Annotated in this window: 6 protein-coding genes; 4 read left to right on the top strand and 2 right to left on the bottom strand. The window is 48.2% G+C overall.

Features of this window, described 5'->3' with window-relative positions; all coding sequences use genetic code 11:
* Positions 1-21 precede the first annotated feature (21 nt).
* From A8O23_RS01110 to A8O23_RS01100, 3 genes are all read left to right on the top strand, one after another.
* The gene (locus tag A8O23_RS01110; RefSeq protein WP_066615482.1) at positions 22-711 is read left to right on the top strand and encodes a GDSL-type esterase/lipase family protein; all 690 of its coding nucleotides are present in this window, start codon (positions 22-24) and stop codon (positions 709-711) included.
* Positions 712-1102: 391 nt separating this feature from the next.
* Positions 1103-3775 (top strand): GH116 family glycosyl hydrolase, encoded by a 2673-nt coding sequence (locus A8O23_RS01105; RefSeq protein ID WP_066615480.1) that lies wholly within the window; start codon positions 1103-1105, stop codon positions 3773-3775.
* Between the two features lie 220 nt (positions 3776-3995).
* Positions 3996-5171 (top strand): glycoside hydrolase family 172 protein, encoded by a 1176-nt coding sequence (locus A8O23_RS01100; protein WP_066615478.1) that lies wholly within the window; start codon positions 3996-3998, stop codon positions 5169-5171.
* A 43-nt stretch (positions 5172-5214) separates the two neighbouring features.
* Here A8O23_RS01100 and A8O23_RS01095 read toward each other — a convergent pair whose 3' ends face one another.
* On the bottom strand, positions 5215-6966 hold the full coding sequence (locus tag A8O23_RS01095; RefSeq protein ID WP_066615477.1) for a lysophospholipid acyltransferase family protein: 1752 nt from the start codon (positions 6964-6966) through the stop codon (positions 5215-5217).
* Between the two features lie 162 nt (positions 6967-7128).
* Positions 7129-8019 carry a succinate--CoA ligase subunit alpha gene (gene sucD / locus A8O23_RS01090; protein ID WP_066615474.1) on the bottom strand — a complete coding sequence of 297 codons (891 nt, stop codon included), beginning with the start codon at positions 8017-8019 and terminating at the stop codon, positions 7129-7131.
* 231 nt (positions 8020-8250) lie between these two features.
* Here sucD and A8O23_RS01085 point away from each other — a divergent pair, with 231 nt between their 5' ends.
* Positions 8251-14121 carry a carboxypeptidase-like regulatory domain-containing protein gene (locus A8O23_RS01085; RefSeq protein WP_066615472.1) on the top strand — a complete coding sequence of 1957 codons (5871 nt, stop codon included), beginning with the start codon at positions 8251-8253 and terminating at the stop codon, positions 14119-14121.
* The last annotated feature ends 230 nt before the right edge of the window (positions 14122-14351 follow it).

The raw sequence follows: 14351 nt of genomic DNA, 5'->3' as shown, positions 1-14351 counted from the left end.
AACAAGCAAACAACAGCACCCATGAAAAAAATTAAAATAGCCTTTCTATTTGCGCTTACGGCACTTATTTCATCGGCTCAAGCCCAAACTCAAACTGCCAAGTGGGACAGCACCTACCGTCCATCGGCCTATGATCTGAAAGTAAACCAGTTCAAATTTTTCCCTAACTCTACCAAAGACATTATTTTCTTGGGGAACAGCATTACCGCAGGCACTGATTGGAGCGAACTTCTGCAACTGCCTAACGCCAGAAACCGTGGTATTTCCGGTGACATAACATTTGGCGTGTTAGAGCGGCTAGATGAAGTAATTGAAGGCCAACCCGCCAAAGTGTTTATTCTGATTGGCGTCAATGACATTTCGCGAAATATCCCAGATCAGGTTATCTTAGATAATTTCCAGAAAATGGTTTCGCGAATCAAAGCGGGATCTCCCAAAACTAAAATTTACCTGCAAACGCTGTTACCTACAAACAACACCTTTGACAAGTTCAAGAACCACTACAACAAAGACGAGCACATTGCTTTTGTGAACCGCGGGCTCAGAGAATTGGCAACCCGAGAGAATGTTACGCTGATAGACCTGCACCCACACTTTCTGGACAGTGAGAAACGTCTGATCAAAGAATACACACACGACGGTCTGCACTTAACCCTTGAAGGTTACCAGAAATGGGCAGAGGTGTTAAAGAAAGGTAATTATCTTAAATAAGCTCCGGCAGGAATGACCACTCAGGAAAGTATTGTTTTGGGGCAAATTTTACCAAAACAGCTCTAAAACATATCCTCAGTTTTCATTCTAATAAGCACCAAACAAAGCTTCAGGAAAACCTATAATTTAAGTTAATCGATTAAACAAGATCTATCTCGGTTGAGACTTTGGCATCTACATTTTTAGATGTCTTAAAATAGCCCTTTAAGTAAGAGTATTTTTTAAAGTTTGCTCTTAGCCATAGTAGCGTTGCTAAACAGAGACTGCGGCAAGAGAGCTTAATGATTGAAAGAAACTTAAATAATCCACCTGAAGAAATTTTACCCCCAGAAAAAAAACGAGGCCAAGAGCTTTCTGTACAAGATTCTTGCTGAATCTAAATTCAAGTAGCATGAAAAAAAATAATAACCGTAGGTCGTTTCTAAAGCAAGTAGGAATTGGAGGAATTGGGGCAACCATACTTCCTACCACTTTGCTCGCTAACCCAGGTCTTGGCCAGAGTGAGACAAATAATAAAGCCGCGCAAACAAAAGAGGCTGGCAAAGAGAAAGAGAGAAACGGCCGCAAGTACAATACTCCCTATACCGGCGAAAACCTGCGACGAGTGGCTTTCCCAATTGGGGGCATTGGGGCGGGCATGTTTTGTTTGGAGGGCGGCGGCGCCATTTCGCATATGTCAGTCCATAATAAGCCAAACATGTTTCATGAACCTACCATGTTTGGGGCCATTACCATAAAAGGTGAGAAAAATGTTGCCCGAGTGATAGAAGGGCCGGTTCCGGAGTGGAAGCTTTTTGGACAACCTAATAATGCCAATGGCTCGGGTGGTGCCATTTACGGTTTACCACGGTTCAATCAGGTTGAATTCGTTGCCCAATTTCCTTTCGGCATTATAAACCTGGCAGATGAAGCTGTTCCCGTTAAAGTGCAGCTAACAGGCTGGAGCCCGTTTATTCCAACTGATGAAGATAACTCTAGCCTACCGGTAGGCGCGCTGGAATACAAGTTCACGAACCAAAGCAAAGAAGCCATAGAGGCCGTATTTTCTTATAACGCCCGCAACTTTGTAGTGCAAGATCCTAAGGCCAGCGTAAAGAAAACTTCTCCGCTGGGCATGATCAAGAAAATGAAGAATGGCTTTTTACTAGCTCAGAATGGCACCAAAAAGCAACCGCACCTACAGAGCAACTTCGCTATTTATACAGATGAGGCTAGCACCGTGGTAGACCACACATGGTTTCGGGGTGGCTGGTGGGATCCCCTGTCTATGGCCTGGAACAACATCAAAGAAGGCAATGTAAAAGCTGTTGAACCAGTTGAGTCTGGTGCGCCGGGCGCCTCTCTGTATGTACCTTTCAGGCTGAAGCCGGGTGAAGAAAAAACCGTAAAGGTTATGATGGCTTGGTACATGCCAAATTCTGATGTGCGTTTTGGTAAAATAGGCGAAGAAAGTGAAGCCACGGCCAGCAACTGTATTACCCCAGACCAGAAAGACCTGGAGAATACGAAGAGCTATGACAGCAAAACCTACAAACCTTGGTACAGCAGTAAGTTTAAAAACGTAGACGAGGTAGTTAACTACTGGCTATCCAACTATCAGGACCTACGTCAGAAATCGGGTCTCTTCCGTGATGCGTTTTATTCCAGCACCCTGCCTCCTGAAGTCATTGAGGCCGTGGCGGCAAACCTTACCATTATCAAGTCACCTACCGTTCTGCGGCAGTATGACGGGCGCCTCTGGAACTGGGAAGGCTGCACCGATGTAAAAGGCTGTTGCGCAGGTAGCTGTACCCACGTCTGGAACTACGCACAGGCCATTCCGCATCTCTTCCCTTCTCTGGAGCGAAGCCTGCGCCACACTGAGTTTTGCGAAAACCAAAACGCCGACGGCCACCAGGGCTTCCGGGCAAACCTGCCTATTACCCCGTTGGTGCATGATTTCCACGCCGCCGCCGACGGTCAGCTTGGAACCATCATGAAAGTGCACCGCGAGTGGCGCATCAGCGGAGATACCACTTGGTTGAAAAAGATGTACCCCATGGTGAAAACCAGCCTTGACTGGTGCATTGACACTTGGGACCCGCGGCGCGCAGGCATTATAGAAGAGCCTCACCACAACACTTATGACATAGAGTTCTGGGGACCCAATGGTATGATTACCAGTTTTTACCTGGGTGCGCTACAAGCTATGGTAGAAATGGGGAAAGCCCTGAAGCAGGATGTATCAGAATACAAAAAGCTCTACGCCCAGGGCAAGAAATACATTGAAACCGAACTGTACGACGGGGAATATTTCATCCAGAAAATTAAGTGGACAGGCCTAAAAGCTCCGGACCCGGTGAAAGCCTCTGAAATATCAATCGGCGGCGGCTACTCTGAAGAGGCATTGGCCTTGCTTCAACAAGAAGGACCCAAGTACCAATACGGCACGGGTTGTTTGTCTGACGGCATTTTAGGTGGTTGGATAGCTCGCATGTGCGCGTTAGAAGAGCCCGTTGACCCTCATAAAACCCAAAGCCACTTACTGGCGGTGCATAAATACAACCTTAAGAAAGACCTTACTGAGCATGCCAATCCACAACGTCCAACCTATGCCGCGGGCAACGAGGGCGGACTCCTGATCTGTACCTGGCCCAAGGGAGGTAAGTTGTCTCTGCCTTTTGTGTACAGCGACGAAGTCTGGACCGGTATTGAGTACCAAGTAGCATCGCATCTAATGTTACACGGGCAGGTAGACAAAGGTCTGGAAATAGTGAGAACCTGCCGTGACCGGTATGATGGTAAGGTAAGAAATCCTTTCAACGAGTACGAATGCGGCCACTGGTATGGCAGAGCCCAAGCCAGCTACGGTTTCTTAGAGAGTCTTACCGGCGTTCGGTTTGACGCCGTAGACGGCACTCTGCACATAGACTCCAAAGTAGGCGATTTCACCTCTTTCATTTCTACCGAGAAAGGCTTTGGTACAGTTACTTTAAAAGGAGGCAAGCCGTCACTGCAAGTAGCTTACGGCAGCATTCCGGTGAAGAAGGTGTTAGTGTCTGGCAAGAAAGCTAAGCTTTCTTGAAAAGGCTAAGAGTAACCATAATAGGCTTTTATTTTCAACAATTACTTTGCTGAGGAACCTGTAACAGTTTCTCTTATTGCTTTGAAAAGCTATTGTAGGGCTATTTTCTACAAAACAGCATCAAAACAGCAAGCTATCCCCCCTGCACAGGCCAACATAGATGGACTGTTTTCTAAGAATTTAATCTGATTAAAGAACCTTCAACCTCAAATGAATACTCATGAGAAAAATAATCTTTACCCTAATTTCCATCTTCCTGTTCACCTTTGCCCAAGCCCAGAACAAAGGCAAGTTCAATGGCTTAGACCTGAACATGGGCAATCTTTCCAAGTTATCAGATGCCAAAACCCGCTCCATTAGCCCAGAAAACTTCACGGGTGCAAAAGGCAAAGGTGGCATGGCTGATCCGGTAAAAGACAAGGGCAAACGTAACGTCGCCAATGCTGCTGTCAACGCCTCAGAATTAGGCCAAGGCTGGAAAGTAAACCCCTACGTCATCATAAAAGCTGGGGAAACCCTTACCATAGCCGAGATGGAAGGCCCCGGCGCCATTCAGCAAATCTGGATGACTCCTACCGGCAACTGGCGCTACACCATTATGCGCATTTACTGGGATGATGAAAAGGATCCCTCAGTAGAAGTACCGGTTGGCGACTTCTTTGGCATGGGCTGGGGAGTGTATGCCCCGTTGAATTCACTGGCCATAACTGTAAACCCCGGCAGTTCCTTTAACAGCTATTGGAAAATGCCCTTCCGTAAAAAGTGTAAAATTACGATGGAAAACACCAATACTGATGCGGAAATGCGCCTGTATTACCAGGTGAACTACGTTCTTACAGACATACCTGAGGATGAAGGTTATTTTCATGCTCAATTCCGCCGGAGCAACCCCACTACCAACTCACTGCACACGTTAGTAGATGGTATCAAAGGCAAAGGACATTATGTAGGGACCTACATGGCTTTCGGGGCCAACAACAATGGCTGGTGGGGCGAAGGTGAGATGAAATTCTATATGGATGGCGACAAAGATTTCGCCACCATTGTAGGCACTGGCACTGAGGATTATTTCAACGGCTCCTACAATTTTGAGAACAAAGCCACAAAACAATATGAGGAGTACTCCACCGCGTATGCCGGTTTGCACCAGGTAATCAGGCCAGATGGCTTATACAAATCTCAACAACGTTTCGGAATGTACCGCTGGCACATATTGGATCCTATTCGGTTTGAGAAAGACTTAAAAGTTATCGTGCAGGATTTAGGTTACCGTGGGCGCCCTAGGCCTTATTTGCCGCAGAAATCAGACATAGCCACCGTTTCTTACTGGTACCAGACCGAGCCACATGCGCCCTTCCCTAAGTTACCGAGCAAGAATGATCTGGAAGTAAACTAACCAAAGTATGATGGAAGAAGGATTAAAAACATCCCATCTTCAGCTATGATGTTTGTTTATGGCCATCTACCCGATCAAACAACTCCTGAGTAGCGTTTGGAAGGTCGTTCACATTCATGACCATAAAGCCGTCCAGGGAATCTGAGAACAGCGGATCAATGTTAAACCCAATGATGCGCGCATTCTGCATGAGGTACTTCTTAAGAAGAGGCGGTACACCCGTGTGCTGTGGCTCAATCTCCTTAATTAGTATGTCTAGGCTTTGCAGTTCCTGCGTTTGGGAGAGCAGATGCACATGGTCTGTTAGTTGAAGCTTGGCTTTAAATGCTTTTCTGGGTTTAACAAAGCAGGCAAGGCTGTGGTCAAAGTAATGGTCTTTGATAAACCGCACAATCAATGACTGTGAGAGGTTACTAAAATAGCTGCTTATGCTCACTGGTCCAATTAAATATTTACACTCAGGCCTCTGTTCCAGATAGAGACTCAACCCTTTCCATAGCAACAGCAGGGGCAGGTTCTTGCGCTGGTATTCTGGCCTGACAAAAGACCGCCCCAGCTCCAACGACTGTTTCAGGAGCGGGGTAAGCTCTTTCTTGATTTTGAAGAGTGAGTGCAGGTAGAACCCCCTCTTGCCTTGTTTCTTCCAAATCTCCTTGCCTCTGCCCACCCGGTACGCCCCTACAATCTGGCGCGCCTCCCTATCATACAGAAAGAGATGTTGGTAGTGGTGGTCATATTGGTCTAAATCCAGAGGCTGTCGGGTTCCCTCGCCCACTTGCCTGAACGTTATTTCCCGAAGCCGCCCAATTTCACGCAACGCCTGCGGAATTTGGGCAGCCCTGGCCAAAAAAACATCATACTGCAGATGACTCACAATTTTACGGTGCGCCGGCAACTGCTGTATTTCCTGCCATATTGCTTGCGGGTCAGTTTCTGGGGCAATAGCCGGTTCTTCTATGGCCTCTGCTTTGCGGCTGACCGGAAGCACCGCCAAAGAGTATGTTTTAGCCCGCACAAAGGCAAGCAGCTCTGACTTTGGGATTGCCAGAAGTTCTTGGGTTTTAATCTGTCTGCCTATCCTGATTTGCACATGATGGCCTTTTTTGTTTAACAGCTCCGCGGGCAACCGGGCAGTCTGCAACTTGGGGTGCACCAAACTCATGAGCTGAAAAGCTAGGCTGTTGTGCCCACTGAAATGAATAGGGACCACCGGAACATTGGCCTTTGCCAGCAATTTTCCAATAGAAGGAGACCATGGCCGGTCCACAATCTTTTGGGTTTCCATTTGCCAGGTAGAAACTTCACCGGCCGGAAAAATGCCCAACGGACTGCCTGCCTGCACATGCTCCAGCGCCTGTCGCATGCCTGATATATTTTTTTTGGCTTTAGCGTCAAATGGATTTACAGGTAAGAAAACGGGGGCCAGATTAGGGATAGAGGCAAGCAGGTCATTGGCCATTAGCTTGGCGTCTGGTCTGCGCTGTTTCAAAATCTCCAGCAACAGCAAACCGTCTAAAGCGCCGTAAGGATGGTTCGCCACCACAATGAAGGAGCCAGAGGCAGGTAAATTTGACAGCTCTTTAGCGTCAAGAGTATACGTAATACCTAGTTGCTGCAGCAAGGCACTTACAAAATCAAGACCATGTAGTGCTTCGTTTCTCTTAAAAAGAGCATCAATCTGCGTGAGCTTAAGCAGATGCAGCAGTAAGCGTCCTCCGGCAGAGTGCTGAAACTGCTGTAGCAAGGGGAGAGAAATGGGCGGCGATGGCGCAAGAATATCCTTTATCGGGTACAAGGGCTATAGCTTTAGAGCTTAACTACTTAATCTCTTACAAAGCTATCTTCTGTATATTACCTTATATTTACTTTAAAATTACCTCTTCGTAAAGAATATGCACTAAATAGAAAAGGCTGCCCTTTGCAGGGCAGCCTTTTCTATTTATCTGGTATGCTAAGCTTATGCGTTAGCAGCTTCGCCTTTCAGTACTCTTACCATAGTTTCACCAATCTCAGCTGGAGAATCTACCACATGAATACCGTTCTCGCGCATGATGCGCATTTTAGCGGCAGCGGTATCATCGGCTCCGCCAATGATAGCACCGGCGTGGCCCATTCTGCGTCCGGCCGGAGCGGTCTGGCCAGCAATGAAACCAACTACTGGCTTTTTGTTACCGGTTGATTTGATGTACTCAGCAGCAACGGCCTCGTAGTTACCACCAATCTCACCAATCATGACAATGGCGTCGGTCTCTGGGTCTTCCATCAACAGCTCCACTGCGTTTTTGGTTGGCGTACCAATGATAGGGTCACCACCAATACCAATAGCGGTAGAAATACCCAAACCGGCTTTCACAATTTGGTCAGCGGCCTCATAGGTCAACGTACCTGATTTAGACACGATGCCAATTCTACCTGGCTTAAATACGAAACCTGGCATGATACCTACTTTAGCCTCACCTGGCGTGATCACACCTGGACAGTTTGGTCCAATTAAGGTTACTGACTTGTTTTTGATGTAGTTTTTAGCAGCAACCATGTCTTTCACCGGAATACCTTCGGTAATGGCCACAATTACTTTAATACCGGCATCGGCGGCTTCCATAATGGCATCAGCGGCAAACGCCGGCGGCACGAAAATGATAGACACGTTAGCGCCAGCCTTTTCAACGGCCTCGGCTACGGTATTGAACACCGGACGGTCTAAGTGGGTAGAACCACCTTTGCCCGGAGTTACACCACCTACCACGTTGGTGCCATATTCAATCATTTGCTGTGCGTGGAAAGAACCCTCTGAGCCAGTGAAGCCCTGCACAATCACTTTGGAATCTTTATTTACTAAAACACTCATGTGTAGTGGATTATGTGAAAGATGAACGGTCTGTTTAAAAACTGTACGCAAAAATAGGCTTTTTTGCTGCCCATCCAAAAGAAGAATATGGAATAAGCATGCAAGTTGCATCTATTGTTGACAAAGGCGTTTTAGACTTATTTTCTGAGAATCAGCCTTAAAACGCAAGCCCACCGCTTTCTTGGGAATCAGCTTATTCTTGCTATCTTAAACTGTTAAACAACCTTTGCCATGCCCCTGCCCCGCCGCCTGCCCTTTCAACTGCTCCTGCTTTCATGCTGCCTGTTCTTTGCCTTTAGCGCCTATGGTCAGCAAAATTTGGCGAACAGCCGCACCACCAGCTACTTCACTTACGTCTATAAAATTACCGACGCTGAGGCGAAGACCCTGTATAAGAAGGGTGTGCAGGCGACAAAGCAGAGCTATTTCCATACGGCAATTGATTCGTTCCCCACGCATCAAATATATTCTAAACCGCTAGCACAGGGGCATTACCTTTTCACTTATGCCTCGGGCCCTGAACTGGTATTTGAATTGCGCTCGCAGAGCAATCTGGAAATGAAGCTTCTGCAGAACCAAATAGATTTGGCTGTGGTGGTACATGACAGCCAGGGCAATCTGATTTCTGACGCCAACGTGTGGGTGAAAAAGAAAAGAATTCCTTTTGACAAGGCTACCCAAACCTACCGCCTGGCCAAAGCCAAGAAAGAAGGGCTACTGGCAGTGGAGCACCAAGGCTTCACCTTTTACCAACCCCTAGACCGAAATTCGCAAACTCCCCCACTCTACCGGAAGATTCTGTATTACGTGCCGGTTTACTACCTCTACAAGCCTTTTCAGGATATTATCAGGAGCTTAGACAACCATGAACCCACAGGCGTGGTGCGCACCGTTTTCTCCCTATTTGAGGATGATTACAAACGTGAAGGCGATGAGAAGTACAAAGGGTTTCTGATCTTCAACAAGCCCATGTACCAACCTGGCGACACCGTGCGCTATAAAGCTTTCATCCTGAAGAAAAACAACAACAAGCTTTACAAGAAGCCGCTTGTTGCCTCCATTTACACCTCCGAAAAAACCAAAATAGTAGGCCGACTTACTCCATACCGACCTGGCGCCTATGAGGGCTCCTTTGTGCTACATGATTCTCTGCAACTAAAGCTGGATAGCTATGTTTACCTGAATCTGGAGCAGGAGCGGAAATGGTATGACCTGGAGGTAATGGACGGCTCATTCCGGTATGAGGAGTATGAACTAAAAGAGAACAACTTCGAGCTCCGGCTGAAACACCAGGAACATACTACCGGCAAAACCAATCAGGTTATCATGCAGGGGAAAGATGCCAACGGCCTCAACTTGCCAGATGCACGGGTGGAGTTAACGGTGCTCAGCTCACAAGTAATCAAGACAGACCAAGCCTCCGTTTTTGTACCAGATACTCTCTGGACGCATTCCCAGCCTCTAAACGCCACCGGTGAAACCACCCTTGACTTGCCGCCCAGCATCTTCCCGAAAGCCAGCATGAAATATCAAATTCATGCCGCTTTCCTGAACTCCAGCAATGAGCGCAGCACCAAAAATGTAAGTGGCATTTATCTCTACCAAAAAGGACAGCTGCAACTCTCCCTTCTGCAAGACAGCTTGAAAGCCAATTATTTGGAAGGAGATTCAACAGTAACGAAAGAGGCTGTTCTTACATTACTTAACAAAGAAGGGCAAAGGCTTCAGGAAAAAAAGGTAACGCTACCCACTAAATTCCCGCTGCACCCTTACGCCAGCATCTATGAACTACGGTCGGGGGAATTACTGACAGCTTTGAATGCGGCAGACAAAGGCGCCAACATAAATTTCATGGCTGACCGCAGCCAAGACTCTATTTATTTCTCTCTGCAGAACCCCAGAAAGCTGCCGTTCTGGTATTTTGTGTACCGCAAAAACAACCTCATTGCCCGTGGCCAAGACACCACAGCCCAGTGGTCTTTTACCCGCAAACTTCAGGGCGATGAAACTTATCATGTGTCGCTGCAATACGTTTGGGCTGGTGAGGTGAAGCAGGAAGAATATGGCAATCCGTACCGTGAAAAAGAATTGGACGTGGCTGTTATGGTGCCCCCAACGGTGTATCCGGGGCAGCAGACGCAAGTAACGGTAGCAGTAACCGATGCCAAGGGCAAACCCGCTCCAAAAGTAGACCTCACCGCCTATGCCATCACGTCTAAATTCAAAAATACCTCGCCACCCACAGTACCTTTCTTTGGCTATTACAAAGGCAGAAAAGCCCGGAGCAAGTTCAAGCTAGACAACATTAAAACCAGGGAAGAGCAGAAACTGAACTGGGAACACTGGAGCCGTGAAATGGGTCTGGACACTTTGGCGTATTACCAACTCCTATACCCACCCACGGGCTTTTTCACCAATTATAGCCCCGCCCCCGACAGCCTCACCCAATTTGCCCCTTTTGTGGTAGACTCAGGAAGAGTAGCTGACGTGCATGTGGTGTATGTAGATGAAGTGCCCGTTTATTTCTCTGGCACCGATGTAAAACCCGCCTACTCCTTCCCTGCCGACAGCGGCTACCACACCATTAAACTCCGCACAGACCAATACCTGATTACGCTGGACAGCGTTTTCTTTATGGCCAAGCAGAAGCTGGTTTTGAGCGTTGACCAAAATAAAATGTACCAGTGGCGGGCGAATGCTGAGAAGCATCAGCTTTCAACTCAGGAGCGCAAGAATTTGAGTAATTACTTACTGCCGGTAGAACAGAATTTTTACGGCGGAATAATCTATCTGCACCAAGGAAACCGGGTACAGCTTTTACCAGCCCGCCCTGACTACTACCGAACCAATACTTCCAGAACCCAACGCTATCCTACTTTATTGGCGGGCCCTTTTCGCCCCGACAGTCTGTACTTCCGCCACTTGGGCAACTTCACCACTGGGTTTGTTCCGGAGCCTAATTATACCCACCGTTTTGAGCCTTGTTTGCTGAAAATGCGTGAAAAACAGACACTGCCAGACCATGTCTACCTTTCCCGCTACTCAAAAGATAAGCTTACCCCGGCAGATTTCACACAAACTCTATTAACCGATTCTACTCTAAGAAAACTATGGCTGGCGCAGGACGAACTCAGGTGGCTTAATGAGGTTTCTTACCCCACCAGTCGTCATACCTCAGCTCAAGGCTTAGGTCGGCTGTCCTGGCAGTTAGACTCGACGTTCAAACAGGCGCCAACATATGCTTTTTTGTACCAGCCGCAGCAGCCCACAGATTCAGTTAAGATTTTTAGAGGGGATACCCGCTCCGTCTCTCACCTCATGCCTGGCACGTACCGTTTCCTCCTCATTTTCCCGGATGAAAAGCAGCTTTCTACGCAGGTTGCCATTCAGGCCGACGGAGTGCTACATATAAACTTCTCTTCTGCCCAATTAAAGGACGCTGATGTACAAAGCCGGGCACTAACAAAGCTGGTACAGCAGAAAATACTAGCCACTAAAGCCATGGTCTTAGAAGCTCAGAAACCGAAACCTATTGCACCACCCAAAGTCACCCCTCTAACCAGTGGCGCAGGCCTTTATAACCACACTATTATAGGCACCGTGACAGACGCCGAAACCAGAGAAGCCCTGCCCGGTGTAACTGTTGTTTTAAAAGGAACCACTATTGGTGCCGCCACTGACCTTTCGGGGCAGTACACTATAAACGCCCCCGCCAACGGCACCCTAGTTTTTTCTTACATCGGCTACATGCCTCATGAAGTAGCCATTCAGGGGAAAAGCGCCATTCATGCAAAATTAATGGCCGATGTTATGGCTTTACAAGAAGTAGTGGTGGTGGGATATGGAACTGTAGAAAGAAAGTCCTTGACCGGCTCTATTACTACAGTAAACCTAAGCGGCACCGTAGCAGGTGTAGCAGTTGGTCAGCCGGGCGCTAATATCAACATCAGGGGAATTTCTTCTATTGATGCTACTAAACAACCGCTTCTTATTGTAGATGGTGTGCCTTTCAGCGGTAACTTAGATGACTTAAAGCCAAATGATTTGGCATCTGTCTCTGTGCTGAAAGATGCAGCTGCCACCGCAATTTATGGGGCGGCTGGTGCCAACGGTGTCATCATCATCACCACCCAAAAAGGAAAAGAGCAGGCAGAGCAGGCCTTAGCACAAACCGGCGACACAGACCCTGCCAATTCTATCCGCAGCTATTTCTCTGACTACGCTTTCTGGCAGCCCCGCCTCACCACCGACAAGCAAGGTAAAGCCACTTTCCCAGTCACTTTTCCAGGTGATGTCACGAGCTGGAAAGCGAATGTCTTGGCTATGGACGGAAATAAACGCAGCGGCCAGACCAGCACCGAAATCCGTTCTTTCAAAGCCATGATGGCCACGCTCAGTGGCCCCCGCTTCTTGATTGAGGGAGACAAAGCACAGATCATCGGCAAGGCTGTGAATTATTTTCCAGACACCGCTGCGGTTAAGACTACATTCGCCTTTAACGGTAGCACCCTACGTGAGCAGCAGTTAAAACTAGACAGAGTTTATGCAGATACTTTTATGATTCAGGCGCCAGCCGTAGCGCCAGATTCGGTGGAGCTCATGTTCATGCTTCGGCAAGGCAACGGTTTCTCTGACGGCGAGCGGCGGCATATTGGCGTGTATAAAAAAGGCGTGGTAGAGCGGCAGGGCCAATTTTTAAATTTACACTCAGACACCACCGTCACCCTTACATTTGACCCGGCCAAAGGCCCGGTGCATTTCTACGCGCAAGACAATCTGCTACAGGTAATGCTCAATGAAATTGACTACCTGCACCGCTACGAGTACTGGTGCAATGAGCAAGCTGCCTCTAAGTTGATTGGACTGTTGTGGGAGAAACGCATACGGGAAAACCTAGGGCAGCCGTTTGAACATGACCGCATGGTGCGTCGCCTTATAAAGTTTCTGGAGAAGACTCAGAAGCAAGACGGTACCTGGAGCTGGTGGGCCACCGGCCCCGCCTATATCTGGATAAGCCACCATGTCACCGAGGCTCTGGTCATGGCTCAAGCAGATGGCTACAACACCAGCTTCAAAAAACCACAGCTGATAGAGTACCTGACCTACGAACTAGAAAAGAAAGACGCACAGGACAAAGTCAGAGCTCTGGAGATACTGCAGCAGCTGGAAGCTAAAGTAGATTTTCCGGCTTACGTTTCTAAACTAGAGAAGCAGACAGAACTAACGCTGGAAGAGCAGCTTCGCTTAACCCGCCTCCGGCAACAGCTGAAACTTCCTGCCCCGCTAGACACCCTCCAGAAGCACCGCCAGCGAACCATGCAAGGCGGCTTGTTCTGGGGCGAAGAGAAAAGTAATCTCATCAACAACCACATCTCCAACACCTTGCTGGCGTATGACATTCTGAAAGCCGCCGGCGGCCACGAGCAGGAACTGCGCCAGATACTGGCTTACCTCCTCAGCGAGCGTAAAACTGGTCACTGGCGCAACACCTATGAATCAGCCAGAATTCTAGAAACGCTCCTGCCCGATGTAATGCAGGACAATAGCTCCACGCCCGAAAACGCGCTGGTATTAACCGGAGACCTGAACACCACTCTCAGCCGCTTCCCAGCAGACACTACCTTTACGCCAACTCAACCACTCACGCTCCGCAAGCAGGGGTCGCTGCCGCTGTACCTCACCGCGTACCAAAATGAGTGGGTAGCCCAACCAACGCGGGTAGAGAAAGACTTTGTTGTGCGCACTTCCTTTGCAAACTTTACACAAGCCAAGGCTGCCTTAGACGCCGGCAAACCGGTTGATCTGGTAGTGGAGGTAGAAGTAAAAGCCGATGCCTCTTTCGTGATGATTGAAGTGCCCATTCCGGCGGGCTGCACTTATGACAGCAAGTCCACTTGGGGACCAAACGAAGCTCACCGTGAGTACTTCCGGAACAAAGTGAGCATTTTCTCCAATCACCTGAGCAAAGGCCACTATACCTTTACCATTAAGCTCCTTCCCCGCTACAAAGGCACCTACACCTTAAACCCAGCCAGGGCAGAACTGATGTATTTCCCAACTTTCTTCGGAAGAGAGGCGGCAAAAGAAGTGGAGGTGAAATAGGAGTTCTGAGTCGTGAGCTCTGAGTCTTGAGTCTTAAAATAAGCAATGGCTACTGGCACAGACGCTCGCAGGTCTTGGAGACACTGCGAGGTCTCCTGTTGCAGAATGACTATTGTTTTGAGGCTGTTTTCACAAAAACAGCCCTAAAACACTTTCAGCCACTCCTAAACTCTCCCTCACCTCATTCGTTTATAAAACCCTAAACCTTTGGCCGCCCCGCTGGTTTACCT

The sequence above is a fragment of the Rufibacter roseus genome, from assembly GCF_001647285.1.
Classification (GTDB): domain Bacteria; phylum Bacteroidota; class Bacteroidia; order Cytophagales; family Hymenobacteraceae; genus Nibribacter; species Nibribacter roseus.
Note: the sequence above shows the minus strand (reverse complement) of the source record. Positions and strands in the feature narration are given on the sequence as shown.

Excerpts from the sequence above, each read along its gene's own strand:
- A8O23_RS01110 (WP_066615482.1), top strand. The coding sequence starts at position 22 with ATGAAAAAAATTAAAATAGCCTTTCTATTTGCGCTTACGGCACTTATT.
- A8O23_RS01105 (WP_066615480.1), top strand. The coding sequence starts at position 1,103 with ATGAAAAAAAATAATAACCGTAGGTCGTTTCTAAAGCAAGTAGGAATT.
- A8O23_RS01100 (WP_066615478.1), top strand. The coding sequence starts at position 3,996 with ATGAGAAAAATAATCTTTACCCTAATTTCCATCTTCCTGTTCACCTTT.
- sucD (WP_066615474.1), bottom strand. The coding sequence starts at position 8,019 with ATGAGTGTTTTAGTAAATAAAGATTCCAAAGTGATTGTGCAGGGCTTC.
- A8O23_RS01085 (WP_066615472.1), top strand. The coding sequence starts at position 8,251 with ATGCCCCTGCCCCGCCGCCTGCCCTTTCAACTGCTCCTGCTTTCATGC.